The organism is Selenomonas sp. oral taxon 136, from assembly GCF_001554015.1.
Lineage (GTDB): Bacteria > Bacillota > Negativicutes > Selenomonadales > Selenomonadaceae > Centipeda > Centipeda felix.
Genome location: NZ_CP014239.1, coordinates 81,920 through 106,523 on the forward strand (window position 1 = coordinate 81,920; position 24,604 = coordinate 106,523).

The 24,604-nt window shown below is 54.5% G+C and carries 35 protein-coding genes and 1 pseudogene; all 36 read right to left on the reverse strand.

Going from position 1 to position 24,604, the window contains the following annotated elements; genetic code table 11:
* Position 1 precedes the first annotated feature (1 nt).
* Positions 2 to 415 carry a hypothetical protein gene (locus AXE86_RS00355; protein WP_061943430.1) on the reverse strand — a complete coding sequence of 138 codons (414 nt, stop codon included), beginning with the start codon at positions 413 to 415 and terminating at the stop codon, positions 2 to 4.
* Between the two features lie 2 nt (positions 416 to 417).
* Complete coding sequence (locus tag AXE86_RS00360) at positions 418 to 771, reverse strand: phosphoribosylformylglycinamidine cyclo-ligase (protein WP_083501135.1); 354 nt, start codon at positions 769 to 771, stop codon at positions 418 to 420.
* On the reverse strand, positions 731 to 3,283 hold the full coding sequence (locus AXE86_RS00365; RefSeq protein WP_061943433.1) for a hypothetical protein: 2,553 nt from the start codon (positions 3,281 to 3,283) through the stop codon (positions 731 to 733). Before AXE86_RS00365 ends, AXE86_RS00360 begins: the two co-directional genes overlap by 41 nt.
* Before the next feature lie 186 nt (positions 3,284 to 3,469).
* On the reverse strand, positions 3,470 to 3,784 hold the full coding sequence (gene gpG / locus AXE86_RS00370; RefSeq protein ID WP_061943436.1) for a phage tail assembly chaperone G: 315 nt from the start codon (positions 3,782 to 3,784) through the stop codon (positions 3,470 to 3,472).
* 11 nt (positions 3,785 to 3,795) lie between these two features.
* Positions 3,796 to 4,395 carry a major tail protein gene (locus tag AXE86_RS00375; protein WP_061943439.1) on the reverse strand — a complete coding sequence of 200 codons (600 nt, stop codon included), beginning with the start codon at positions 4,393 to 4,395 and terminating at the stop codon, positions 3,796 to 3,798.
* Position 4,396: 1 nt separating this feature from the next.
* Positions 4,397 to 4,759 carry a tail completion protein gp17 gene (gp17, locus tag AXE86_RS00380; RefSeq protein WP_061943442.1) on the reverse strand — a complete coding sequence of 121 codons (363 nt, stop codon included), beginning with the start codon at positions 4,757 to 4,759 and terminating at the stop codon, positions 4,397 to 4,399.
* A complete protein-coding gene (locus AXE86_RS00385; protein ID WP_061943444.1) occupies positions 4,756 to 5,154 on the reverse strand; it encodes an HK97 gp10 family phage protein in 399 nt (132 codons plus the stop codon). Before AXE86_RS00385 ends, gp17 begins: the two co-directional genes overlap by 4 nt.
* On the reverse strand, positions 5,147 to 5,473 hold the full coding sequence (locus tag AXE86_RS00390) for a phage head closure protein (RefSeq protein WP_061943447.1): 327 nt from the start codon (positions 5,471 to 5,473) through the stop codon (positions 5,147 to 5,149). Before AXE86_RS00390 ends, AXE86_RS00385 begins: the two co-directional genes overlap by 8 nt.
* Before the next feature lie 12 nt (positions 5,474 to 5,485).
* Positions 5,486 to 5,761, reverse strand: coding sequence for a head-tail connector protein (locus tag AXE86_RS00395; protein WP_061943449.1), 276 nt, complete (start codon positions 5,759 to 5,761; stop codon positions 5,486 to 5,488).
* A 28-nt stretch (positions 5,762 to 5,789) separates the two neighbouring features.
* Positions 5,790 to 6,962 carry a phage major capsid protein gene (locus AXE86_RS00400; protein WP_061943451.1) on the reverse strand — a complete coding sequence of 391 codons (1,173 nt, stop codon included), beginning with the start codon at positions 6,960 to 6,962 and terminating at the stop codon, positions 5,790 to 5,792.
* A gap of 13 nt (positions 6,963 to 6,975) precedes the next feature.
* Entirely contained in the window at positions 6,976 to 7,671 is a 696-nt protein-coding gene (locus AXE86_RS00405; RefSeq protein WP_061943454.1) for a head maturation protease, ClpP-related, read from the reverse strand.
* Complete coding sequence (locus AXE86_RS00410; protein ID WP_061943457.1) at positions 7,661 to 8,917, reverse strand: phage portal protein; 1,257 nt, start codon at positions 8,915 to 8,917, stop codon at positions 7,661 to 7,663. Before AXE86_RS00410 ends, AXE86_RS00405 begins: the two co-directional genes overlap by 11 nt.
* Positions 8,918 to 8,931: 14 nt before the next feature.
* Complete coding sequence (locus AXE86_RS00415; RefSeq protein ID WP_061943460.1) at positions 8,932 to 10,533, reverse strand: terminase large subunit; 1,602 nt, start codon at positions 10,531 to 10,533, stop codon at positions 8,932 to 8,934.
* A gap of 12 nt (positions 10,534 to 10,545) precedes the next feature.
* On the reverse strand, positions 10,546 to 11,112 hold the full coding sequence (locus AXE86_RS00420) for a P27 family phage terminase small subunit (protein ID WP_061943463.1): 567 nt from the start codon (positions 11,110 to 11,112) through the stop codon (positions 10,546 to 10,548).
* A 111-nt stretch (positions 11,113 to 11,223) separates the two neighbouring features.
* The gene (locus AXE86_RS00425; protein WP_061943465.1) at positions 11,224 to 11,580 is read right to left on the reverse strand and encodes an HNH endonuclease signature motif containing protein; all 357 of its coding nucleotides are present in this window, start codon (positions 11,578 to 11,580) and stop codon (positions 11,224 to 11,226) included.
* A gap of 109 nt (positions 11,581 to 11,689) precedes the next feature.
* Complete coding sequence (locus tag AXE86_RS00430) at positions 11,690 to 12,118, reverse strand: hypothetical protein (protein ID WP_061943468.1); 429 nt, start codon at positions 12,116 to 12,118, stop codon at positions 11,690 to 11,692.
* A gap of 72 nt (positions 12,119 to 12,190) precedes the next feature.
* Positions 12,191 to 12,562 carry a hypothetical protein gene (locus AXE86_RS00435; protein ID WP_061943470.1) on the reverse strand — a complete coding sequence of 124 codons (372 nt, stop codon included), beginning with the start codon at positions 12,560 to 12,562 and terminating at the stop codon, positions 12,191 to 12,193.
* Between the two features lie 13 nt (positions 12,563 to 12,575).
* A pseudogene (locus AXE86_RS00440) lies at positions 12,576 to 12,962 on the reverse strand (single-stranded DNA-binding protein).
* The gene (locus tag AXE86_RS00445; RefSeq protein ID WP_061943473.1) at positions 12,959 to 13,387 is read right to left on the reverse strand and encodes a hypothetical protein; all 429 of its coding nucleotides are present in this window, start codon (positions 13,385 to 13,387) and stop codon (positions 12,959 to 12,961) included. Before AXE86_RS00445 ends, AXE86_RS00440 begins: the two are co-directional and overlap by 4 nt.
* 76 nt (positions 13,388 to 13,463) lie before the next feature.
* Positions 13,464 to 13,931 (reverse strand): class I SAM-dependent methyltransferase, encoded by a 468-nt coding sequence (locus AXE86_RS00450; RefSeq protein ID WP_232294888.1) that lies wholly within the window; start codon positions 13,929 to 13,931, stop codon positions 13,464 to 13,466.
* Positions 13,932 to 13,950: 19 nt separating this feature from the next.
* Complete coding sequence (locus AXE86_RS00455) at positions 13,951 to 14,346, reverse strand: dATP/dGTP diphosphohydrolase domain-containing protein (protein WP_232294889.1); 396 nt, start codon at positions 14,344 to 14,346, stop codon at positions 13,951 to 13,953.
* Between the two features lie 47 nt (positions 14,347 to 14,393).
* Complete coding sequence (locus tag AXE86_RS00460; protein WP_061943478.1) at positions 14,394 to 14,840, reverse strand: hypothetical protein; 447 nt, start codon at positions 14,838 to 14,840, stop codon at positions 14,394 to 14,396.
* A gap of 337 nt (positions 14,841 to 15,177) precedes the next feature.
* Complete coding sequence (locus AXE86_RS00465) at positions 15,178 to 18,123, reverse strand: DUF927 domain-containing protein (RefSeq protein ID WP_061943481.1); 2,946 nt, start codon at positions 18,121 to 18,123, stop codon at positions 15,178 to 15,180.
* A 20-nt stretch (positions 18,124 to 18,143) separates the two neighbouring features.
* Entirely contained in the window at positions 18,144 to 18,536 is a 393-nt protein-coding gene (locus AXE86_RS00470) for a VRR-NUC domain-containing protein (protein ID WP_061943484.1), read from the reverse strand.
* Between the two features lie 3 nt (positions 18,537 to 18,539).
* On the reverse strand, positions 18,540 to 19,904 hold the full coding sequence (locus AXE86_RS00475) for a DEAD/DEAH box helicase (protein ID WP_061943487.1): 1,365 nt from the start codon (positions 19,902 to 19,904) through the stop codon (positions 18,540 to 18,542).
* A gap of 6 nt (positions 19,905 to 19,910) precedes the next feature.
* The gene (gene ssb, locus AXE86_RS00480) at positions 19,911 to 20,456 is read right to left on the reverse strand and encodes a single-stranded DNA-binding protein (protein WP_061943489.1); all 546 of its coding nucleotides are present in this window, start codon (positions 20,454 to 20,456) and stop codon (positions 19,911 to 19,913) included.
* A 15-nt stretch (positions 20,457 to 20,471) separates the two neighbouring features.
* On the reverse strand, positions 20,472 to 21,152 hold the full coding sequence (locus AXE86_RS00485) for an ERF family protein (RefSeq protein WP_061943492.1): 681 nt from the start codon (positions 21,150 to 21,152) through the stop codon (positions 20,472 to 20,474).
* Positions 21,149 to 21,652, reverse strand: a complete 504-nt coding sequence (locus AXE86_RS00490; RefSeq protein WP_061943494.1) for a siphovirus Gp157 family protein — start codon at positions 21,650 to 21,652, stop codon at positions 21,149 to 21,151. Before AXE86_RS00490 ends, AXE86_RS00485 begins: the two co-directional genes overlap by 4 nt.
* Positions 21,653 to 21,663: 11 nt before the next feature.
* On the reverse strand, positions 21,664 to 22,011 hold the full coding sequence (locus tag AXE86_RS00495) for a hypothetical protein (RefSeq protein WP_061943497.1): 348 nt from the start codon (positions 22,009 to 22,011) through the stop codon (positions 21,664 to 21,666).
* A gap of 15 nt (positions 22,012 to 22,026) precedes the next feature.
* A complete protein-coding gene (locus tag AXE86_RS00500) occupies positions 22,027 to 22,251 on the reverse strand; it encodes a hypothetical protein (protein ID WP_061943499.1) in 225 nt (74 codons plus the stop codon).
* Positions 22,252 to 22,474: 223 nt separating this feature from the next.
* On the reverse strand, positions 22,475 to 22,660 hold the full coding sequence (locus AXE86_RS00505) for a hypothetical protein (protein WP_061943501.1): 186 nt from the start codon (positions 22,658 to 22,660) through the stop codon (positions 22,475 to 22,477).
* Positions 22,657 to 22,968, reverse strand: a complete 312-nt coding sequence (locus AXE86_RS00510; protein WP_061946898.1) for a LysM peptidoglycan-binding domain-containing protein — start codon at positions 22,966 to 22,968, stop codon at positions 22,657 to 22,659. The genes AXE86_RS00505 and AXE86_RS00510 overlap by 4 nt, the downstream gene beginning before the upstream one ends.
* Complete coding sequence (locus AXE86_RS00515) at positions 22,968 to 23,279, reverse strand: helix-turn-helix domain-containing protein (RefSeq protein ID WP_061943504.1); 312 nt, start codon at positions 23,277 to 23,279, stop codon at positions 22,968 to 22,970. Before AXE86_RS00515 ends, AXE86_RS00510 begins: the two co-directional genes overlap by 1 nt.
* 76 nt (positions 23,280 to 23,355) lie before the next feature.
* Positions 23,356 to 24,108, reverse strand: a complete 753-nt coding sequence (locus AXE86_RS00520) for a BRO-N domain-containing protein (protein WP_071884665.1) — start codon at positions 24,106 to 24,108, stop codon at positions 23,356 to 23,358.
* Positions 24,105 to 24,323 (reverse strand): hypothetical protein, encoded by a 219-nt coding sequence (locus AXE86_RS00525; RefSeq protein WP_061943507.1) that lies wholly within the window; start codon positions 24,321 to 24,323, stop codon positions 24,105 to 24,107. Before AXE86_RS00525 ends, AXE86_RS00520 begins: the two co-directional genes overlap by 4 nt.
* Positions 24,324 to 24,362: 39 nt before the next feature.
* Positions 24,363 to 24,596, reverse strand: a complete 234-nt coding sequence (locus AXE86_RS11785) for a helix-turn-helix domain-containing protein (protein WP_335338515.1) — start codon at positions 24,594 to 24,596, stop codon at positions 24,363 to 24,365.
* Positions 24,597 to 24,604: the final 8 nt, after the last annotated feature.

The window sequence follows — 24,604 nt, forward strand, 5'->3', positions numbered from 1 at the left end:
CTCAGCCCGACACCAGAAGCCCCTCTGCCTGAATGTCCACGCTCGTATCCTGTTGCGGCTGTTCATCTGCACTGCTGAGCGCCTTGACCCAGAAAATTACATTTGTGTCACCGACATCGGACAGCACGATGCTGTCTTTCCAGTCCGCAGATTCCAACGCCGTATCGACGGTGTATCCGTTATTGCTTGCCACTTTCCACTTGTCCGCATGATCGCCAACGAATTTGATCGTCAAGGCTCCGTCGATATGGAAGCCGCTCTCGCAGCGCACGGCGCACTTGACGGCTTTCTGCTCGCCCTTGCCCGCATCGAGCAGGACGGAGATGGGCGCAAGTTCCGTGCCGGAGCTGACCTCCGTCCCATCTTTGCCGCCCTCGGTCGGATTGTTCATATAGATATGCAAGAGTTCTGCCATTGTCACACCCTCCAAAATTCCAGAGACAATTTATATACCTTCGGGAAATGTGCCATATACTCGTAGGACTTCACCACGACACGCATAGAGGACAGGATGTTCCCGCCCTCATCGGTCACGGACACCATTGCGCGGCTGTCCCAGTAGCCCTTGATCTTTTCCCAGTCACGAGCCGTTACAACAACCGCGCAGGAAATACGGTCGCCCTCTGGGATATGCCCGAAATCCTGCACGACCGCGCCGCCGACAATTTCCAAAAGCTGTTGACGGTCGTCTGGAATAGTCTGCCAGTTTTCAACGGATAATGTCCGTACCTCACCAATGTGAATATGAATTGGAATCACCTCCAAGGGCATTCTCGACGGCGGGACGGATACGGTCGGCAACGTGGTCAGCAAGCATCCGCATTCCCTCGTTGTCCTCCGTGACGGCGTTCTCGATTTGCACCTGTATGTGAATCTGGCGGTTGTCTGTCATGGATGGCGTAGACTGAGCACCATTGGAGGAAGAAGTGACATTTTGTCCCCCTCCCTGCACAATCTGCGCCTGTTGTCCAAGCCCTGCCATCATCTGTGCATACGAGAACTCCTGCCCGTTGACACGAATGCGGGAACTGTCCTCACGCTGCTCGGAGCGGAAATTCGGCAGCAGATTCTCCATCGCCCATTTGCGCCCCTCTTGGAACTGCTGCAAGAGTTCCGGTGTCAGCCCCAGATCCTCTGCCGTGAATTTATTCTTCTTGCGAAGATACTCCATCAGCCCGACCTGCCCGGATGCCTTGAATACCTTCAACTCCTCCTTCTGGGAACGCAGGACTTCCAAAGCGGCATTGCGTTTGGCATCGAGTTTCTGCTTCTCAGCCCAGCGCGTCGCTTCGACCTCGTCCAGCCCCTTCTGTACCCACGCATCCTTCTCGCGCTCGATCTCCGCAAGGCGATTCTCAAGCTCGGTTTTCCAGATGGAGTCAATATTGGATGCAACATCCCGTTCCCATTGCTCCATCACCCGCGCCTTGCTCTCGCTGACCCACGCCTGCGTCTCTACCTCATCCAAGCCCTTCTGACGAAAGGCATCGGCTTCGCGGACGATGGAGTCCAGCTTGTTCTGCAGGTCGGTCTTGTAGAGCGCATTCGCCTTGTCCACAACGTCCCGCTGAAAGTCAACGTAAATCTTCGCTTCCTTTGCCAGACGGTATTTGTCGATGAGATGAGGATCTGCACCCTTCTGTAAGAAATCAAAGGATTCACGATCCAGAGTGTGTAGACTGTTCTGGATGTCCGTGTGTGTCAGTGTATATAAACTGTCCGTCAGTTGTGCGGTCGCTTTTGCAGATTCGCTGACCGTCTTCGCGGCATCTTTCTCGGCTGCTGCACGGATTTTCGCAGCTTTGGCATTCTGCTCCTGCGCCTTGGCATTCTTCTCCGCTTCGGCACGGGCGCTCTCCTCTGCCGCAGCCTTTTCTTTGGCGAGTTTCTGCTGTTCTTGGTACCGCTTGTATTCATCACCGTAGAGCGCGTCGAGAACGCTGCCGCCGAGGAACGGAACAGCAATCAGCGGAGATGCCACGGGATGATTTTTGAGGAGCCATGAATTCGCCTCGGCGTGCTCGCTGACCTTATGAATCTGCTCCCCGACAAAACCTGCAAGCTCTGCGACGGTCTTGAGTGCCTCGCCCCAACCGAGCACGGCATCCTTGATCTCGTCCTTGTTGTCCCGAATCATTTCAACGAAAGACTCGAAGCCTTCATTGATCTCGGGCATGAGTTCCTCGGCGGCAGGAAGCAGTGCTGCACCGAGAGCAAGTTTCAGCTGCCCCGCTTCCATCTCCATCTCGCGCCATTTAAGATAGGTCGCGTGTGCCTGCTCCGGGTCGAGTAACCCCGTGGTCTTGACGCGCGAGGAAATGGTCATCAGATCGTCATACTGCTCAAGAATCGGGATAAGCGCCGCCCCGCGTGCTCCGAGGACTTCTGCGGTATATGCTTCCTCCATGCCCGCTTCGCTTGCGGTCTTATATCCCTTGGCAAGCTGTGCGAGCTGCTCATTCAGCGGCAGGAGATTCCCCTGTTGGTCTTTGAGGGCAATCCCGAAACGTGAAAGGGCGCGGACGGTATCGTTGCCGGAATTGCCCGCAGCGGATACCTGCTTGTCAAGACGAGCGATGAGAGGGATAATGCTCTTGATGTCCATATCCGCAAGCTGAAACACCCGATTGAGCGTCGCCGCCTCACCCGCAGAGACGTGAAGCCGCTGCGTCAGCTTGTAGACGTTCTCGCCCGCAAGCATCGCGTCCTTTGTGATGTTGAACAGTCCCGCGCCTGTTGCGGCGACTGCCATAACTGCGGCCATCTTTGCAGAGAGGACGTTGAATCCACTCGTGAGATTCTTGACACCCGCCTGTGCCGCCGTCATGCCCGCTGAGATACGTCCACCGAGCGTTCCGGAGAGTACCGCACTTTCTTTTAGGCGGTTATTCAGTTTCCGCACCTCGGCTTCGGTCTGTGCGACGGTTCTCTGCTGACGCAGGAGATTGCTCTCGGCACGGCGATAGGATGCGCTGTCCACGCCGTCATTCTTCTTTGCGGATTGGAGGACAGCGGCAAGGATCTGCTCCTTCTGCCGCTGAATATCCAGTTCTCGGTTGATCGCCTGATGGCGCACCTTGATCTTGTCTAGTTCCGTACCCACACCATCGAGCTTGGCAAGGTCGGCATCCAGTTTGAGGTGAATATTGTTTGCCTTGCTGTTGAGTCGCGCAATGGAATCCGATACGGTTTTCCCCGCCGTGTCAAAGTCCAGCTGCAGCTGTGCGATGTTGAGACCGATGTCGAGATAGAGTTCATCAATCTTCTGTCCGCGCTTTGCCACCCTATCTCCCTCCCTACATCACATCGTCAATAAATCGCTCGGATTGCTGCTGTTCGCATAGTGCCGTCACTACAAGCTGATCGAGCAAGAAGCCAATCTCGTGTCCGTCAATTTCCTGCATTGTCCACCCGTAGGCGGACTGCAGCCGCTCGTAGTAACGCAGTAGATTCTGGTACGGAGAAAGAACTACGCCTCTTTCCCCGTCTTTCCGTTTGGGAGGTTCACCAGTTTGGAGAAGGTCAGCGACTGAATCCATCGGAAAAGCGCACGTGTCAGTGGTACAATATCTGCGACATCCACATTCTCCTCCACGGATTCCCTTGTCACTTCCTCCCGTCCGAAGCCGAGGACGATCAATCGGACGTGTGCATCCAGAAAGTCCTCAAGATTCATGTCCTTCTTGTCGGCATCAAAAAAGGCAAGGAACTCGCGCCAAACCTTCATCTTTGGAGGGTTTGGCGTGATCTCCCTGCCCGCAATATGCAGTTTCGGCGTATCCATCGTGTCCTCCCTCAGACCTGCTCGTACCACTTCGAGCCTGTCTCTGCGGCAAAGCCCGCTGCCTCCTCGTCAGCCTTGGCGTAGGACAGCCCGTCCGAGAGACGGTATATTGCCTTTGCCGTGAGCGTCGGTGTGTCGAACTGGATGCTCCCCTGCTTCGAGTTGCCGCTCTCGGAGGGTTCCGTGAATTGGACTTTGTAGAACTTGGTGTACCTCTTCTTGCCGTTCCTCTTATCCGACTGAAAGAGGACGGCGAAGTACGGAGCGACATCGTCCTTGCCCGCCTTCATCACGCCGTTTTCAATACTGTGTCCCAAAAGGTAGGCTGTGTATTCCAAAGGAAGCGCGGCAGTATCGAAGGTAAGGTCATAGGATGCGGTATTGGATGCCGTATCTACGGACTGCCCGTCGGCAAAAAGCTCCGCCTGATTCGTCTGCGGCTTGATGTCCACTTTGCGCAGGAGCTTCCCGAGCGGAATCGGAGCTTCGTAGGTCGCCGCCCCTCCTGCTACATCGGTGAGCATCTTTGCGATATGAAGTTTCTGGATGTTGATGAACTGCCCGCTCGTCAGATTCCCTGCGGGCTTTGTTGCCGGTGTTGGACTTGGCATTTTATTCTCCCTCCACTGCTGTTTTATAGTCTGTGATTTCCACGAATATATCTTTTTCGACAAGTTCCTGCGTCTGCACACGGACAAAGCCGAGCGGCAAGAGCACGTTCTGCACGGCGCGATGAATCTCTCCGAATCTCCCATCCTTCGTCAGAATGTGGATACGCACCGTGATTCGGCGTTCCAGTTCCGTGCCGTCTGCCGAGAGCGCAGGCACGTCGGAAATGACGGAGTAGACGAGAATCGGATACGTCCCCGCATTGGGACTGCGCCCGTGATAGATGCTCTTCTTTCCGTGAGCGAGAAGCTGCGTCAGCTCCTTTGAACGCACAAGTGCTTGATACACCATCCGTGCCGTGCTCATTTCCCCCGCCTCCGAATGGCAGACCGCACGGCATCGACGATAGCAGAACGAATCCCGTCCTCCTTGGCATCGAGCGCGGGATAGAGGAATGGTCGGTTGATGCGCGGGCTGAACTCAACGAGCACGCCGTAGAATACACCATCTTGAGACTCTGCATCTGCTGCGATCCTCCAAACAGAGCCGTCCTTTCGTCGCAGACGTTTGTGGATGGAATCCCGCAGCGCGCCTTTGATCACGCGCTTATCTGATCCCGTATAGACGGGACAGCGGTTCTTTGCCTCTGCAACCACATCGTCTGCGCCGTGCGCGAGGGCTTCCTTTGCCGCAGCCGTCGTCTCCGCGCCGAGTTCCGAGAGAATCTTTTCGGCAGAGACGAATCCTCGGTATCTAGCCATCCTCCACCAACTCCCTGCATTCTATAACAAGCCATCGCTTCTTCCCGCCGAGCGGATACGGTGGCGCAATCGGCGTGAGTGTTTTATTACCCCAACGGACACGATCCGTCACTTGTACATCTGTGCGGTAGCGGATAACGACGCGGTAATCCACCTCCTGCACCTTCTCCGCATACCCGTCCGAGATTTTCGCGGCAAACGGCAGAACGAGCGCCCACGCCTTTTCGACCTCCACCACAGGAGAGGAGAGAATATTTCCCTCCTCGTCCGTATCCGCAACGGGACGAAGGATGGTGATGCGATGCCGCAGCTCGCTCATCGACACTCTCACCTAAAAGCCCTCCTTCCGCACGCCGAAGAGGAGCGACCGCAGTGTCAGCGCAAGCCCCCTGTGGTCGGCTTCCTCCCTGTGTTCGTAGAGATAGGATACTGCGTAGAGAATCGCAATCCGTACGACAGCACTATCCTCCACCTCCGACAGATCCTTTACGCGCAGGAGCGCCGTACAAAGCTGCTCTGCCGTCTCTGCAAAGCTCGAAAGAAGCAAATCCTCGTCGTTTCCATCAATGCGAAGGTACTGCTTGACCTCCTCAAGCGGCACAAGCATAGAACCACCTCCCCTCTGCCGCCGCAGCTTACGCCTTGATCTTCAGCACCTGCACGGCTTCCTTCTGCACCAGCTTTCCGTCCACGCGCTCCTTCATAACGAAACCGACCATGCCGTGTTCGGCAAAGAGCTCCTTGAGAACCTGCATGGAGCGGACGCCGCGATCCCCGATGTTGTAGTAGGAATAGTCGCCGAACGCCAGAACAATCTTCCCCGCCTCCACGATCGGCATATAGGGCGTCGTATAGACAGGATAGCCGAAAATGCGGTCAGGTTCGCCCATCTGATACGACGGCTGCCAGAGATAGACGCCGTTTGCATCCTTCAGCTTGCGGATCGCCGCAAGCGTCTGATCGTTCGCGATGAATGCCGCGTTCTTGCGGTAGGGACGCTTCAGTGCGTAGACCAGCGAAATCAGCTCATCTGCCTTGAGCTTCGCTTCCTCCGTCTCGAGTGCGTGCGCCGCCTCCAAAAGCCCCGTCGGCTTATGCGCCCCATCGCCGAGCAGGAATGCCTCCTCCTCCTTGTCGCCAAGCGCCTTGCCGAACTCGGTGATTAGATAGTGCTCGAGGTTGAACGCATTGTCATACAGTAGCTCCTCCGACACCTTGACCGCGACGTGGAGCTTGTGCGCATCGAGAATCATCTGCGCGAACGTTGCGTCTCCGAAGGTCAGCGCCGCCCCCTCATCAATCCACGCCGCAGCGGGCTTCGTCGCCGTGATGTTGATCTTGTGCTCGCCGCTCGTCGTGATCGTCGTCGCAAGCGGGCGCAGCACATTCTCCTCATGCAGTACATCGATCAGACGGTGGTCATACTCCTCCGGCACAAGATAGCCGCCGCTCGCGTCCGTCCCCTCGATGAGCTCATTGTCAACCCGCTGAAACTTCGAGCGGAGGGCACGGAGCATCGCCTCACGGTACGCATCACTCGCCCTGCCCGTTTTTTCTGCGCCGACACTTCCATTCGGCGTGTTCGTGATTGGCGTCGTCGTCGGCTGCAAAAGCTGCGCGTCGAGAATTGCCTGACGCTCCATACGCTCGATATCTTTGCCGAGCGCAAGTACCTCCTGTTCCATCTTCTCATACGTCTTTGCATCCTCGGCCGAGAGTCGACCGTCATGCGCATGCTCTTCCAAAAAAGCCTTTGCGTTCTCCCAGAGAGCGGCGCGCTTCTCGCGCATTGCCAAAACCTTGTCCATAAATAGTCCTCCTTCAATGTGCCATAGAAAAGAGCCGCCTTTTCAGCGGCTCCGCATCGACATGATTCCTCGTCTTCCCCTGCCCGATCTTGGAGAGCAGGGAGTTCGTGACGGCAGCGCGGGAGAAGATCAGCCCGTCTGCCACTTCGGTCACAGGACGCTGAACGTCCGCATAGAGAACGGAATCTGCAAATCCAAGCTCCACTGCTTTCTTTGCATTCATCCACGTCTCGGCATCCATCAGCCGTGAAATCTTCGCACGGGACATCCCCGTCTTGAGTTCATAGGCGTTGATGATGCTCTCCTTGATCTCGGCAAGGAACGTGATCGTCCGCTCCATCTCATGAGTGTCACCGATGGAGACGGTCATGGGATTGTGGATCATGAGCATCCCCAAGGGAGAAATCTCGACGCTCGATCCTGCCATAGCGACAACGGATGCGGCAGAGGCGGCAATCCCGTCAATCTTAACGGTGACATTTCCCTTATACTCCATGAGCATATTGTAGATCTGTGCCGCCGCATAGCAGTCGCCGCCCGGCGAGTTGATCCAGAGGTCAATATCTCCCTCGGCGGCATTCAGCTCGGAACGGAACATCTGAGGTGTGACTTCATCGCCCCACCACGTCTCATCTGAAATCTCACCATCGAGAAGAAGCGTTCGCTTCTCTCCCTCGTTCCGCACCCAGTTCCAAAATTTACGTTTCATTGCCCTCTCCTTTCTGTGGCTGACCTGCAAAGAGTCCCGCATCCTCGAGTTTCGTCATATTTCCGTTGATGAGATAGAGATCGCCGCCCTCGTCTGCATTGATAGGATTCATGTCCTCAAGGCTGCGGATGTCGTTCGCTGATAGCCATCCGTTCTGCCGCCCGATGGCATATCCCTCCATGCGGCTCTTGTAGTCCCCGCGCAACAACCCATCCACGTTGAAGCGAATGAAGTAATCCTTCCGCTCCTTCTCCGTCAGCAATGCCTTTTGAAGAGACTGCTCCCAACGTACTACCCACGGGTTCAGTGTGTATTTCACGAACTCGAGAGATTGTTGCTCAATGTTCGAAAACGAGGATTTCTCCAAGTCTCCGACCATATGCGGCGGCACGCGATAGAGCCGCGCAATCTCATCGATCTGGAACTTCCTCGTTTCAAGGAACTGCGCCTCCTCGGGTGGTATGGCAATCTGCTGATACTTCACACCTTCCTCAAGGACAGCGATTCTGCCTACATTCTTCGTACCGCCGTAGATGGACTGCCAGCTCTCGCGCAGCTTCGACGGATCCTTGAGTACACCGGGATGTTCAAGCACACCTGCGGGGCGTGCCCCATTCTGAAAGAATGTCGCACCATATTCCTCCGTTGCAAGTGCGATTCCGACGGCGTTTTTTGCCATAGCAATGGGAGAATACCCGACAAGACCATCGAAACCGAGTCCCGGAATATGCAACACATCCATCCGGTTCAGACGAATCTGCCCTGCACCTTTGAAGTTTGGATTTTCCTCGGCGTTTCGCGTGTAGAGATAGTACAGCTCACCCGTACGGCTGTCTCGGTTCACATCCATCCGATCGGGCAACAGCGGATAGAGTCCGACAACCTGTCCTCTGCCATCACGAAGAATTTGCGCATAGGCATTGCCCCACAGGAGCAGATGTGCCATAAGTGTTTCGCGGAACACGAAACTCGTCATTTCTGGATTTGGTGCGTCGTGCAATAGCCGATAGAGCGGATGCATCGGCGTTCGCTCTTTTCTCTGCCCGTGATAGGCGTAGACATGAAGCGGCAACCCTGCAATGGACTCGGCGAGAATACGCACACATGCGTAGACTGCCGTCGTCTGCATCGCAGAGCGTTCGTTGACAACCTTTCCCGCAGCCGTCTGTCCGAACAAAAAAGTCAGACCGCCCAGTAAATTCTGCGGCTTGTCCCTCGATCGAAAAAATCTGCTGAAAAAATTCATGCGCATCACTCCTTTCAGAACACCAGTATGCCGCGCGTATCGTAGATAGATTCCGAGAGGTCATTTCCGCAGCGGATCGCACGGTCGAGCGCCATGATGAGTGCAATCACGCCGTCAATCTTCTCTGTAGATTTTTCCTTGTCCGCCTTGATGTTCCCCGCAGGATCGGTGCGAATGAAGATATTGTCTGCCATCCAGCGCATGACGGGATGCCCACCGTGCGCTATTTTCTTTTCCAGCGTCAGCTTCATCAGCTCCTTGGTCGGTGGACTCATATCTTTGAAGCCCTGCCCGAATGGGACAACAGTGAACCCCATCCCCTCAAGATTCTGCACCATCTGCACCGCGCCCCATCGGTCAAAGGCAATCTCGCGGATGTTGTACTTCTCGCCCAGTTTCTCAATGAACGCCTCGATGAAGCCATAATGCACCACATTCCCCTCGGTGGTCATAAGAAAGCCCTGCCTCTGCCACAAGTCATACGGAACGTGGTCGCGCCGCACACGCAGGTCAATGCTCTCCTCGGGAATCCAGAAGTATGGAAGGATGGCAAACGACTCATCTTCCTCCATTGGCGGGAACACCAGAACGAATGCCGTGATGTCCATCGTGGACGAAAGGTCGAGTCCGCCGTAGCATAGGCGGCCTTCCAGTGCCTCTGCATCCACAGGAGCGGCACACGCATCCCATTTGTTCATCGGCATCCAGCGCACAGACTGCTTGACCCACTGATTCAGACGAAGTTGGCGGAAGCTGTTTTCCTCAGTAGGATTCTGCATCGCAGAAGTACAGGCCGCCTGTACCTTATCCATACCAACTGTAATCCCGAGCGATGGATTCGCTTTTCTCCACACTGCGGGATCCGTCCAGTCCTCATCGACTTCAGCCCCGTAGATCACTGGATAGAAGGTCGGATCAATCTTTCGCCCTTCCAGAATATCCTTCGCTTTCTGGTGCGTCTCGTAGCAGATGGACTGTGTATCTGTCCCCGCCGTAGTGATGAGGAAGTAGAGCGGCTGCATTCGCGCATCGCCGGAGCCTTTCGTCATAACGTCAAAGAGCTTGCGATTCGGCTGTGTATGAAGCTCATCAAATACAACGCCGTGAATATTGAACCCATGCTTCGTATAAGCTTCTGCCGAGAGTACCTGATAGGTGCTGTTTGTTGGCAGGTATTTCATATGCTTCTGCGAAGCAAGGATTTTCACCCGCTTGTTGAGTGCTGGACACATACGCACCATGTCAGCATCAACCTTGAACACGATGCTTGCCTGTTGCCGATCAGCAGCACAACCATATACCTCTGCTCCAGCCTCCCCATCACCACAGCAGAGAAGTAGCGCTATGGCGGCGGCAAGTTCACTTTTTCCCTGTTTCTTCGGAATCTCGATATATGCCGTGTTGAACTGTCGATAGCCGTTCGGCTTCAGCACGCCAAAGAGGTCGCGAATGATGCGCTCTTGCCAATCAATGAGCTCGAAAGGCTTTCCTGCCCACGTCCCCTTCGTGTGACAAAGGCACTCAATAAATCCCACAGCATAATCCGCAGCAGCTTTGTCATAGTGGGATTCCTCTGCCATGAACTTTGTTGGTTTGTAGTCCGTCAATTTCCGCAAAGAGTCACCTTCCTACTTTTGCATGCGCGTCCGCAGTAATCTCTCCATAGGATCTTCCTGCGCCGAGCCGCTGAAGTTTGTCGTGCCGTTTTGCTTTACAATGTCGAAGATCTCATACCAAAGCAGATTGGATTGCTTCTGGAACGACAATGCCATCTGTACAAACGGACTTGCAATCGCGCCGCCCGTGGTCGGATGCTTGCCGAGCAGACCGTATTGACTCACAGCCTCCTCGCATTGGATATAGCGAGCGAACGCCTGTGCATAGCTCTCGATGAGCCGAGGATTCACAAGACGTTCACACCCGCGCTCCTTGAGCCACTGCCACGTTTCACGGAAAATATCGTCTGCACCGAGCGTCTTTCCATCCTTCTGACATGCCGACAGATATGCACTTGGACGCGGCATGTCAGTGCCGCATAGATCTGCCGCCTTCATGCCGTCAGCACTGCCGAGATCCACTCCCGGAAATTCCAAAACATTTGCCGTCTGCCCGTCCGCGACCTTATCCGACAGTACCTGCGGTTTTCTTCCGGCGCGGGGGCGTCTGCCGCCACGGTTCGTACCGTCCCGCGCCATCTTCTCACCCCATTTTTTAATACCCCGTTTGATTTACCATTTTTTCACGTATGCCCCAGCACCGGTCGCAAAGCAATGCGTTTTTAGAGATTTCACCGCCCCCTAGGGGGTCTAGCGGTCGCCACTGCCACGCCGGTGCATCCGCTCATGACACGATACGCAGAGCGACATCAAATTCTCTTCGTCATGCGTGCCGCCGTCAGCAATCTCTTTGATGTGATGAACGAGCGTTGCGCGGACGTATCTGCCCTGCTCCTTGCACTGCTTGCAGAGCGGATGGAGTGCTATGTGCCGATCGCGAATCCGTCTCCACGAGCCCCCGTATCTCTCCTGCCGGTCGTACCCGCGTGTGAAGCGGTCATAATGCCGCTGCATCGGCTTCTCATGAACGTCACAATAGCCGCTTTTTCGGTCTGTGAGATTCGGACAGCCCGACATGCGGCATGGTCGTTTCGGCTTTCTCGGCATCTGCACCACCTCCCTTCTTACCGTTTTCATCGCATACAAAAAGAGCACCGCCGCAGCTGTGCCCTTATGTTTCTCAGCCTATACTATAGCACAGGTCGTATGTGAGATTCTATGAGAGCTTTCCGAAGACAGCAAAACTCTGCAATGCTTTGCCGTGCATCCACAGCACATGCCGATAGGTGTACCCGAGACCGACAGCCACCTGTTCCCATGATTGCCCGCAGAGGTATCGCCCCAGCAATATCGCACGATAGCGCCCATCCGGTATCTGCTCAATCTGAACTCTTACCTCTTTTCGCAATGCAATCAAGCAATCCAACTGAATGTTGATCTCCTCCGCGTATTTCTCCAACGCTACGATTGCATCGGAAAGATCGCCAATCTTTCCTCCGCTGACCTTATTCGTGTCATACTGGATCGCTTTCAGATGCAAGATATTAGCTTTTGCTTGTTCATACTCCTGTTCAAGCAGTTTCAGATCCCGCTCTATATCATGGACACGCCAGAGATACGCCCGCACTTGTTTGATTTCAACCATTCTGCTTCCCCCCTTGTTTCTCATGTCTATGCGCACCAAAAGAGCGGCACATAACCGCTCTTTTTTTATCGTCTACACCGGTTCCCCCGTTGTGAGGTCATATTCTTTGCAGTCCGTACAATACTTTATATGTCTTGCATATCCGTGCTTATCTGCCCATTCACGGAATGTTTTTGTAAGCATTGCGGATAAATCCTCTATGCCATCTTTCGGAATATTCAAAGACCAGAAGAAATCAACCTCTATCCCTTCCGCGTCTATATCATCATCAATCTGATCGAGCACCGCTTGACCATCTACACGAAACTCAAACACATCCTCCCGTCCAATGTTGACCATCTTATCTTCGTCAGCATTCTTTCGCGCATCATCCAGAGCCTCTGCAATGCTCTTAAAATATCCCTGTCCGCGTTCTCCATTTTCGCCGAATCCGTAGATATACAATTTGCCCACTCCTTCAAAACGGAATATCCGAATCAGGCACAACCGCCCCGGGGTACTCATCCGCACGCCCAGTACTGCTGCCCGTGTCTCTTCTCTCGCAGAACTCCATACTGTTGACAACAACCTCTGTCACATAGCGCTTGCTTCCATCCTGCGCGTCATAGCTGCGCGTCTGGATGCGCCCCTCGACTGCGCTCTTCTGTCCCTTTGAGACATACTGACTGATGATCTCCGCTGTCTTTTCCCACGCAACGCACTATATGAAATCCGCCTGTTGCTTGCCGTCCGTGCTCCTGCGTCTGTCAATCGCAAGCGTAAATCGGCATACTGCCTTCCCGCTCTGCGTGTACCGCACCTCGGGGTCTCGCACAAGACGCCCGATGCCTATCCATGTGTTCATTTGGATTTCTCCTCTATAGGCTTTCCTGTTTGCAGATTGTATAAGCCGAGTAACATGACCGGAATATCTACCCCGTATTCAATGCCGCGCTGCTTTGCCCAACATACAAATGTCGCCGTGAGCATGTCACTCAACATATCTTTATCCTCTTGCGACACATCGTCGAAAAATCCCCCATATTCCAGCAGGTCTTCAAAATAGGACGGATAGCGCTGTGCGCATTCATTTTCGATATCCTCTTGCAATTGATTAATGACAGTACCATGCCGAACATAAGGTACAAACTCCTCCGTCTCGAAAATACAGATAGTCTTCGCTTCCGGCTTACGCTTTCGCGCCGCCGCAAGAGCATCCTCAACACTTACAAAACCAGTCCAATATCCCGCACCGTAAAGATCGTAGATGTAGGCGTATTTCTTATCCATAATCTCCACTCCTTCATCACGTTTTTCGCATAGATAGTTGTCATATTTTCCCGTTTTTGGTTAATATTCGATACTTTCAACCGTATTTTTTTGGTTGTGGTTGTTGTTCCTCCGGAAATTTCATAAAGCACATCCAATGCGTGTTCATGTTCTTTCCGCTACGATGTCCCAAAAGAGGCGTCGCACCTATCGCCGCCAGCACCTCACGCAACGGAATCTCCACATTGCTCCACTTAAACACAAGTGTTCCATACGGTTTCAATACGCGCATACACTCCCAAAATCCATCATGAAGCACCTGCGGCCAATCCTTGTCAAGACACCCATACTTGAGCCGCATCCACGATTTTGGACCTGCGCTCGTAAGGTGCGGCGGGTCAAACACTACAAGATAAAAACTCGAATCCGTAAACGGCAGATGCCGAAAATCACATACTGTATCAGGGCTAATCTCGATGTAACGGTGCGGATAAAATTCATGTCGCGGTACTTCCCGTATATCACAAAACGCGACATACGGATTCTCCTTGTCGAACCAAAACATCTTACTCCCGCAACATGCGTCAAGTATTTGCTTCATTCCGCTTTTCCTCTTTCTCGTAGCAATCCGAGCGTATCCATTTCCTCAGCTCCGCCCACAGAGCCTTGTTCTCCTCCCTGAGCGCATCAATCTCCTCGGGATCGTAGTTCTGATCCTCCTCCCTTTCCATTACGCGCGCCATCATGCAGCGCATACTCGCGTTGATGATATGGCTGTCACTCCGATCACCAGCGAGCCACATCGAGAGATGCCGCAGAGCTCTCGCCGCATGCTCCTCTGCGGGGATACTCCGCCACGTTTCGCCCGGATGCTTTTCTGCTCCTGCTGTCAACCCCTCCGCGATTTCATCCAGCCACTCAAAATCAATGTATCGGTATTCGTTTATCTCCGCGCTCTGCGGATATTTCTGTTCTGTCATTCTGCTCCTCCCTCAAAGCGCTGCATTTATGCAGCGAAATCATTTCATTACGCAGCGTCATCATACGCAATCATCCGAAGGAGACTGACAAGCTGCTGCACATAGCCATCCAGGCAATGCTTTTCAGACTCGTATTGCTCCATGCTCAGCCAACCGCTCGCATTATCGCCTGTAATGATCGGCCGCAGTACATAGCCCCATTGCGGATGCCGTACAAGCTGCGTCCCACCTCCGCGAATATAATAGAGCCGCGCATAAAATTCCTTGTCGATCTCACGCGCCTTGCTGAGCAGGATAATCCAGATCTCCGAGTCCGCCGGCGAAATATCTGCGGATGGATCCACGCACGCATAGTTCGTTGTCCGCTGCTCCTCACGTTCAAGCATTGCATAAGCGCGCTGCTCAATGCGTTCGATCATGGACATATACGGACTTGTGTCTGACATTTTCGGCTGCGCCTGTGCTTTTGGCTTCACATGTTCGAAATAGTCCATAAAACTACCTCCGAATGAACTAGGGTTCCCGCTGAAAAAGCTGTTCCCACACACAGTACCCACGATTTTTTAGGCTTGCGGGAACCGCACTTTCCTTAGAGCCGCAAGGCTTTAGGGGCAATAGTTCCCACAGTTCCCACGGATTTCGACATATATATATAAACTTTTTATACCCCCCTTATACCCTATATACCATAGTAAGGGTGGTTACATAGTATATATATATTATGTGGGAACTGTGGGAACTCTCTCTTATATATACCGCAACCCCTTGCAAATACTGGATTTTTGCGGTTCCCACAATGGTTCCCACAGGGTTCCCATAGTTCCCATAAATTCATAAAAGGTGCTTCATTTCCTGTGGAATTTGCACAACATGAATCTTTGCGCCTCCATAGCTGACCCGTTTTGTAAATCGACATTTTCCTTTTTCAGGTGTCGAACAGATCAGCCCGCTCTCAGCAAACTCCTTGAGAAACTTATTCGACGAAAAGCCCGCATCATCGAGTGCCGCACGCAGATACATCGGGTACACATTGACATATCCACTGCGGATGAACCCGTATTCCGGTGATAGCTTGGCACGTGAGTCGTATCCATTGTCGTTGCTGAAATGCTGCCAGTTACTGACAATCCACTCATCCACAAAATCCCACGCACGCCGCGTATCGGAGATCTCCTGCTTGGTTGCCTGTTCGCCCATAATGGCAATTGCCATATCATAGGCGCCCTGCTGAGCCGCCTCGGGCGACTCGCCGAACAGCCACATACTCGCCAGCATATCCGCGATGGCGACTGTCGCCACGTTGTCGATATGCGGCTCGAAATGATCGGGACACTCCACGCGCAGGCGATTGATAAGTGCCTGCCGCGCCGCCAGAATCTCCGCGTACTCTGTCCCTGCATCCTGGAGGAGACGCGCGATGAACGCCCTGCCCGCCGTGCCGTGCTGCTCCTCGTCGATTGTATAGACCATTTTTGCCGCCTGCTCCGGCAGTACCGGATAGGTATTCAGCTCGATGAGGCGCGTCTTGACGCCCTGAATGCTCGACTCCTTCGACAATGGTTCTTCCCCCGACGTCATTGCGATTGTGCGCCACGTCGCCGTCTTTCGGATGCCGGACTTACTCGCACGCACCTTACCGTGCCCACCCTCGAGCATATAGACGAGACTCTCCAATGCTTCCTGCTTATTGTTCCCCATCATGACCTGCCGCTCATTGATGACGAGCGGGAAGTCGTTGCTGTACTCGGCAGCGCGTTCAAGTCCGTTCGTTGTCCCATAAAACGATTTCATCAGCCGCGTCGGATTGCCCCAGACCGTGAGCGCAAATCGCTGCGCCGCCGTCTTGCCGCCGCCCGATGTGCCCCAGAAATAAATCATGAAGTTGCGGTTCTTGCAAATGCGTAGAAGCGGGGTCGCGAACGCAGCCGCCAGAACAAAACGTGCGAAAGTGTGCTTTCGGATCTCCTGCGCCGCCTCCTGCCATGCGGCGAGTGTCCCGCACGATGTGAATGCAGCGGAGAGCTCGCCATCGTCATCCATATCCACCCGGTATCTGCTCGATGATGGAATGACAAACTCACTCAGTCCGTACGGCCGCCAGCCGATCTTGGAGACGGCATGAACGAGCGGAATATTCGGATTCGCCGCCTCAAGGGCTTGGAGATATTTCACCAGATACTTTGCCGACTCACTCGATGTATTCAGTCCGCGATCCGTGAGTGCGATGATATTACGCGAAGAAAACGCTTCCGACCGCTTGCAGATCGTATGCACCCAGTGATCGTAATAGCGGAACGAGATTTGTATTTTCTCCGTCTGTGTATCGACGTTGTACTGCTTTTCTGAGATGATGACGGGCGTTCCTGCAGCGAGCCGCTGAACCTGCCCCATCTCCGTCATACGCACCTCATAAACGCCATCTGCACCGTAGGAAAAATTTGCAGGGATTGCAAGATCGAGCGGTGTGTCCGGCACGAGCGCGCATGTGCGTATATCGCTGAGTTTCTGCCCCGTCCCGAGTGCGCCACCCTCGACCACCGAAAGCCCTGCCTGCGATGCCTGCACGCGCTTTACCTCGCGCTGCAGGTCATTGAGATTCACATTTCCCTTGCAGCGCTCCTTAAAGCGCGTATATTCCAGGCTGTTTTCCTTCTTGACCAGCGCAAGTGCACCAAGCGTCTCCTCATTCAGTGTATTCTCTGCATTCGGCAGTGCGATCTGCCGAAGCTTTGCGATTGCCTGCGGCACCTTGCCAAGTGACCATGCGCAGGGCGACTTGATGCCTGGACAGTCCGCACATCCCTTGAACCCCAGCTCCGATTGAATGTGCGCGCAGGTCTGCGGCGTGCACTCGTTCAGATAGTGCGCGAGTTTCTTGCGTGTATCATCTTCATTGAACTTCGCACCGAGCCATTCCTTGACGAGCGGCAGGATGATTTCCTCGCCGCCCACACCGCGCATGAGATTCGTACACGCTGCCTTCCAGATTGGCTCCGGCAGTGTTTTATAGTTCTGTTGGAAGTGCTGGAGAAACGTGCAGCTTTCGAGCATCAGCTGCGCATCTCCGTCCGTTGGCCGTCGCTCAAAAGTCTCTGTTCGCTCCGTTTTGCTGACTGCTTCCACGGGCGGCAAAATGTCGAAGTCCTCTGCATTGTAGCGCAGCCCCTCGGAGTACTCCGCGACCACACAGGGCACCGTTCCGCCGCCCTTGCGGTTCAGTGTGCCAGGGACGCGCAGCACACGACAGAGATCGGGGACGCTATCCACTTGCCATCCATGTTCCGCTGCACGTGCACGCACAGCCCCCTGCAGGCGCCGCAGCAGATCCTCAGCAGTATGACGCTCCGCATCCGTGCGTGTGTCCAGAAGTTCACGAAAGGCATAGTACGCATGAATCCCATGCCCGCTGTCCACAACGATTGACGGATCCAGCATCTCCGGCAGGAGCGCACGCGCCGCCGCATAGTCCGGCGGCAGGGACTTCGCGGCATGAGCGTCACCTGCGATATCGATATCCACCCAGAGGGCAGGAATGGCGACAATATCCGCACTCTTTGCTCGTTCATGCGCCCGAAACGGCCGCTCAGACACGCCAACGGAAAAATAGACATCCTTGCCCGTGTCCCCTGTCTTTCGCGCCGCCTGTGCCATCTCAGCGTGCGCAGCGGCGGCAAACACTTGCGTCCGCTTATCCGGCATCGTCCAGAGATAGGTATGTCCTTGTGCATCCTCCGGATAGAGTGCACGGAAAAATTCTATCGTGTCAATGACACTCACCTCGTTTCAGCCGATCGGATTCATAGGTGGCGCAGCAGCTTGATTGCCTCCTCGGCAGAGCGGGCAATGCCACCAACGGCGCCCGCCTCATGCAGGAATGCGTGCATCTTTTCCTGCGCACGGCTCGTGCGTCCGCCGGGCTTTTTTACCTCGAGGAAGGCAAAGACAGCGAGCTTTTTGCCGACCATCTCTGGCGTCACCTCGACCGTACGAAAGCCGAAAAGGTCAGGAAAGCCGATGGGAAGCCCCGTCGAAAAGGGCCGCGCGCAAGACAGCATAATCATATTATCGCAGCACACAACCTTATTGCCCGTCCACGCCTTGCCGACGTTTGCGCGGAAAAGCGTTGCCGCTTGCGTCGTACCGACCGCGACGCGGATCTCATTCTGTATCTCATGCTCTGATTTCTTCATACGTTATCCTCTCAGTCGTTTCAGATCTGCCATGCGCGACACCCAGCGCAGCGAGTAGCCGCGCTTTATGGCAATCTCCGTGAGGTCTGCGACGCTGCGCGCACTGCCGACCTCCTGTCTCTTCTTGCGCTTGATCTCCTCAATCTTCATGAGCGTGCCATCCTTCTCGGTAAATGTTCGCTCCTCGGGTGCTGAGGCAAATATATGTCCGCAGGGACAGACGCACGCTGTGCTCGGCACCGCCGTATAACAGGCAGGGCATATTTTGATTGCCATGGCACGCGTTTTCCTTTTCTTCGTTTCAAGTGACCATTCCCGATCCTCATCCGGCATACCGTGCCGAAACACATTGCCGACATGGTCGATGATGACCGCACGCTTTTCGGGATTGTTGGGATCCGGCCGCAGCGGACGCATACTCTGTTGGATATAGAGTGTCAGTGATGCTGTTGGCCGTGCAAGAATGACTGCTTCCATTGCCGGAACGTCAAAGCCCTCGCCGAGAAGTTCCGCGTTGCATAGAATCTGAATCTTTCCTAGGCGAAAATCTTCGATGGTACGCACGCGGACGGCTTTGTGTGTCTCTCCGTCGATGTGTGCTGCAGGGATACCCGCTGCGCGAAACGATTCCGCAACATGCTCGCTATGCGCCCTGTTGATGCAGTAACAGATGGCGCGTTTCCCCGCGGCGAGATTCTGATAGTTCTTCACGATGTCGCCGATCACATCCGCGTCGTCCATCTGGTGGATGAGATCATTCTTGACATACTCTCCAAAACGCACATGCGCTGCAGCAGGATCAAACTTCGAGGGCGGCGCGTAGTAGTCATATGGCGTCAGATTGCCGGCGGCGATGAGCTCTGCGGCGGTTGGTCCGAGCACAAGCGACTGAAATATATCACCGAGCCCCTGCCCGCCAATCCGCTCCGGCGTCGCCGTCACGCCGAGCACATAGGCAGCGGTGAAATGCTCCAAAATTCTACGGTACGTATTGGCAACGATATGATGACACTCATCGCAGATCAAAAGATCGGGCGGCTGCACCTCATGCAGACGGTGGGTGAGCGTCTGCACCGAGGCGATCTGCACGGGCAGATCATATTCCTTCGCCGTTCCCGCTGCGATCAGCCCGTGACGGATGCCCATTGCCGTGAACGTCGCAGACGTCTGCTCGATGAGTTCCTGCCGATGCACCATGAAAATAGCGCGCCGCCCCGAAAGTGCTGTGCCGCGCGCCATCCATGCCGTCATAATCGTCTTGCCCGCGCCGCAGGGAGCCACAGCGCACACCCGCCGCCGCCCCTCGGAGAACTCATACCCGATGTCATCAATCAGCTGTTGTTGGTATGATCTGAGGCTGATATCCATAGCGTTTTAGTATGGAGCCGCTGCGTAGTTCTGCGCAGGTGCGGGCTGCGCAGGAGCACCGTATGCAAGTCCCTGCTGCGGCTGTCCCCCGTATGCGGGCGGTGCCCACGGTACCGCACCCGTCTGCATCGGCGGCGGGATCTGCGGCGCATACCCTGCAGGCACTGCCTGTGCGGGAGGCACCTGCGGTACCTGTGCCGGTGCCGCGCCCTGCTGACGTGCTGCCGATTCTGCCTGCGTGTCTACAAAGTCAAAGCCATTCATCGTGACGTTCATGCTGAAGTGTGGCTGATTGTCATTGTTGCCGACCCATGCACGAGCATCGAAGATATCCCCATGAATCACAATACGGCTGCCCTTGGTGAAGTATTTGACGATATTCTCGCCCTGCTTGCCGAACGCCGACACATCGATAAAGAGCGTCTTTGCCTTGCCGTCCTGCCCCTTTGCCTGCACCTGCGTTGCAACAGTGAACGCCGTGTATGTTGTTCCCATCTGGTTTGTCTTGACCTCGGGTGCCTTGGTCAGTCGGCCAAAAAATGATACATTCATTGGAATACTCCTTTCTTATTGGAACGGGTAGCCGTCATCAAACAGCCGCCCCGCATAGCCCGGTGTTCCCTTGCGCGACTCCGTGATGCAGAACTTGATCTGCTCCTGCAAGACCTTCTGAAAGAACGCGGGCGTCTGTGATGTATTCATATTGAGTGCTCGCGTGGCAAGATAGTTTTCGATATTCGCCGTGTCCCATCCCATGAACTGCCAGAGACGGACAAGCTCCTCACGCGCCGGTTTATTGATATCGCAGCGGAATGCGCGACCGCTTGGTGATTCTGTCGTGGATGCGGGTACGGCGGGTGCAACGGGATCCTTGCCCGTCACCGCCTCGATCTTGTCCGACTCCACAATCTCAAACATCGCAATGTAGAGATAACGCCGGAGATACGTCTGCACCGCTCCGAGATTCTGCACCGGATGACACGCCTTAAGCTGCGCCGTCGACATCGGCGTTGTGATCTCTACCTTTGCCTCGGGCTTCTCGCAGTCATAGACCGTGAGTGTTGCTGTCTCTGCCATAAAGGACACTACGGGGAAAATCTTCTGCTCCTTGCACAGCTGCATGATGCGCGGAAGGAAGTCGCCGAGCTCATAGTAGGTATAGCCCGCGTACTCGTTCTTCTTACCTTTCTTCAGTCCACTTTCAGAGAGCTTGACGCGTATCGTTTGGATTTTTTCAAAGATATTCACTGGATGCGCAGCCCCCTTGTCTGTGTGCGGAACGCGCCCGGCACATCAACCCCTGCCCTCAGCGCCTCCTTGACTCGATCCATATTCAGTTCCAGATGCTGTGGTACGATGTCGAAGTACGTCTCAGGGATCTTCTCCATGTTCCACAGCTCGCGGGGATAAGCGGGCGGATTATTCTGCACGCGCATCGTTCCGCGATCCGTGACGACCTTATCCTTTCCCATCGCGTCGAGATTCTTTGCGTACCACGTCTTGATCGAGCTGATGCGGTTGTCGATCACGCGCTGCCGCTCCGTAAGGCGCTTTGCTTCCGCCTTCATGCCGTCGCGCAGATTCTCGAGCGAACGGATGAGCCCGATTCCTCTCTCACACTTGACAGCGATGTCTGCCTCAATCGACTGCAGGCATTCCTCGAGCACTTTGAGATCCATCGTCTCATCCAGCACCAGATCCATGACGCCGTTAAATGCGTCACCAAGGTCATATAGTGTTCTTGTCATTGTATGCCTCCTTATGCGGGGATAATTGCCTTGAGGATCATCCGCAGCTCGCGGATCAGCTCAATCATCTGCGCGATCGTTGTCTCAGGATCATGGATGCGGTCAAGGCACGCATCCGCCGCCTGGCGGTAAGCGTCCTGCTTGTACTCGTGGATTGGATTGTTGTCATCCTCCTCGCGGTAGGGGCGCAACATCTGCACCCCGTCGACAGGATCCACATCGATAAATCCGCGCCGCTTGAGCCGGTGCTTGTACCGGCTTACCTGCCGACGCTCCCAGTCGAGCGCAGTCATAACTTCGTCAGCCGTGGCTTTCGGATGCTCGATGAAATAGTTGTAGAGCTTTTCACAATGTGTCATGTCAGATCTCCTGTCTTACACCTGCATTCCTTCGAGATACTTCGTTGTGAGCGGTCGGTAGTTCGGGTCGATCTCCTGCTCCGTCTTTCCGCACTGTGGGCATTTCATCTTGGGGATAACATTCACATGGAAATTTGCATCGTCATAGCCCCGCTTCTCACATTCGTACCCGCAGGCCTCGCAGCGAAAGATTGCCCAAAAATCTCGGCGATACTGACGCTGAATCTGTTTGATCTCCATATTGCATTGTCTCCTATTCTCATGCTACAATGAGCGTGAAAGAGTTTTTCACCGTATTCGCTCAGTCTGGCAGTCACCGGACTGAGCGACTTTTTTGTGCGTGCATTTTTGCGTGGCAACCCTGCACAGCGCGTCATTGCCGATTCCTCTGGCGTGCATTGGATTTTGTCACAGCCTGTGCATTTCGCCAGTTTGCAGGTGAGACACCCGCGCCCCGGGCGGCTCATGGCGTGTCCTCACTGTTTAGGCGCTTTGCCTCGGCATTCGCCTCGCTCTTTTTCCGATAGATACCCGCGTATTCTTTATTTTTTGCTTTAGCAGGATCAACCAGTCGGATGACTTGATACCAATGCGATGGGCCATCTCCACTGTAGCAAAAGCATTCTTCCACAAACCACTTTCCCTTCATTCAGTGTCTCCCTTCACCCAATATGTGAGAGTCAACTTATCTCCGGGATAGATCATCCCGTGGCGTTCGAGCAGCCAAGGATTCAGCTCCTCGATGCCGCTCTTGTACTCCAAGATATAACGGCGCGTGCCCGTGTTCTTCTGGATATACTCCTCGGCAATCCCCCAGAGGGAATCACCGGGCTTGACCGTGTAGACCTCTTCGATGAGGACGGCGTTCTTGCCGTCCTCCCACGGATTGACCGCGCCGGAGCAGAGGATCGCCGCCCCTGCGATGCAGCATCCGACGATGAGTTTCATTGCATCCATCATGCGACCGCCTCCCTTCTCCCGATCGGAACGGGATTCCGAGGATCCTCCAAGTCCATCCCGTCCATTGCAGCCATCCAGCGCTCAAGCTCACGCCGGCGTACCTTCATGCCGTTCAGCTTGATGCCCCGAATAATGCCGGACTGCACCAGCATATTTGCATAGTTCTTACCAACGCCGAGTACCTCGGCGACCTCTACGACCGTGAGGAGCTCGTCTGGTGTTTGACGCTCCCTCACAACAGCGACCGATCTGCTTGCGCGTTCGATCGCACTGGCGATGATGGACTCCATCGCTGCGGTATCCATCATTGCACCTCCGTTCTATCTGTTTAGCCTCACATTATCCTCTACCGTCCGGCGAATTACTGCTGCGGCATCCCTCCTCTCAGCGCAGGGCATCAACAACTGACTCGTTCCAGCGAATCTGATAGCCGCTGTGACCGTTTCGCTCATACGGCATCTCCTCACCGTAGCACTTGCCCTTGTTCGTGATGCGCCACTCCTTGCCGATCTTCATCTGGAGACCCGCATTCTTGAGGAGCAGGTTGGTATCCTTTGCGCTGATGCCGAGCTTCGCGCCGATTGCGGTAGGATTGAGAAAGCCTGTGTCGTGCTCTGCCGGAGGAATGAGTTCCTTGACCTCGGGCATCTCTACACCGTATGCCCGCTCAATCATGCTCGTCGCCTTCGCGAGAGCGATGCCATCCTTGACGCCGAAGAGTTTCTGCAGTTCTGCCGCCGTGCTGCGGACATCCCGCACTGCCGTTCCGATCATGCGGGTGCGGTACTTCGGGTTCTTCTCAAGTTTCGGGACGGTGTAGCTGCCGGTCTTGCGAATCGCGGGGAGGACTTCGGACGTGACCCAGCGTTTGAATTTCTTCGCAGCAGGGAGCTTTGAGGCGACAATCAGCGCGTAAAGCCCTGACTCGTTGATAAGAAGCCCCTTTGTCCCGTTGACGGTGAACGATTCGTTCACCGTCCTGTCCTCGTCGTCCACATGGTCACGAATCGCTTTTTGCGGGTTCGTATATCCAAGAATCTCTGCAACATCCTTGCCGACGAAGTACGGTTCTTTGTCGATGAGTACCGTTCGGACAGTGCCGAAGTCGGTGCTCTCGAAAATTTGAAGTTTGTTCATGCATTTACTCCTTTCACGGGTCCATAGACAAGCGGCTTGATCGCAGACATCTCAAGTCCGTAGGCCTCCTCTGCGAGGCAGACCGCCTTGTTGATTGCGACATGACGCTCGATGCCAAAGATTTCACGGAGTGCGGCTGCGGTGATCCGGATGTCCTGTACGATCTCAGCGACGGTGCGGGCATGGCAGCGCGGGTGTTTCTGGTTGTTGTTCATAGGGCTCCTCCTTTTTATTTGTCACGTTTCGCGACATATCTAGTCAAAAAAAATAGATTCAACGGAAACAGAATAAAACTTTGCGAGACGGATTTTAACTTCATCTCGAGGCACTCGCTCACCGTTCTCGTACATGCTTAGCGTCGAAGGGCTGATACCACAAGCATTCGACACTTCCTTAATTGTACGTCGCCCTCGTAAGTCCCGAAGCCTTTCTGCTATACGTGGTCTATTAAACACCATATCACCCCCCTCCATTCTTATCATATACATTATCACTT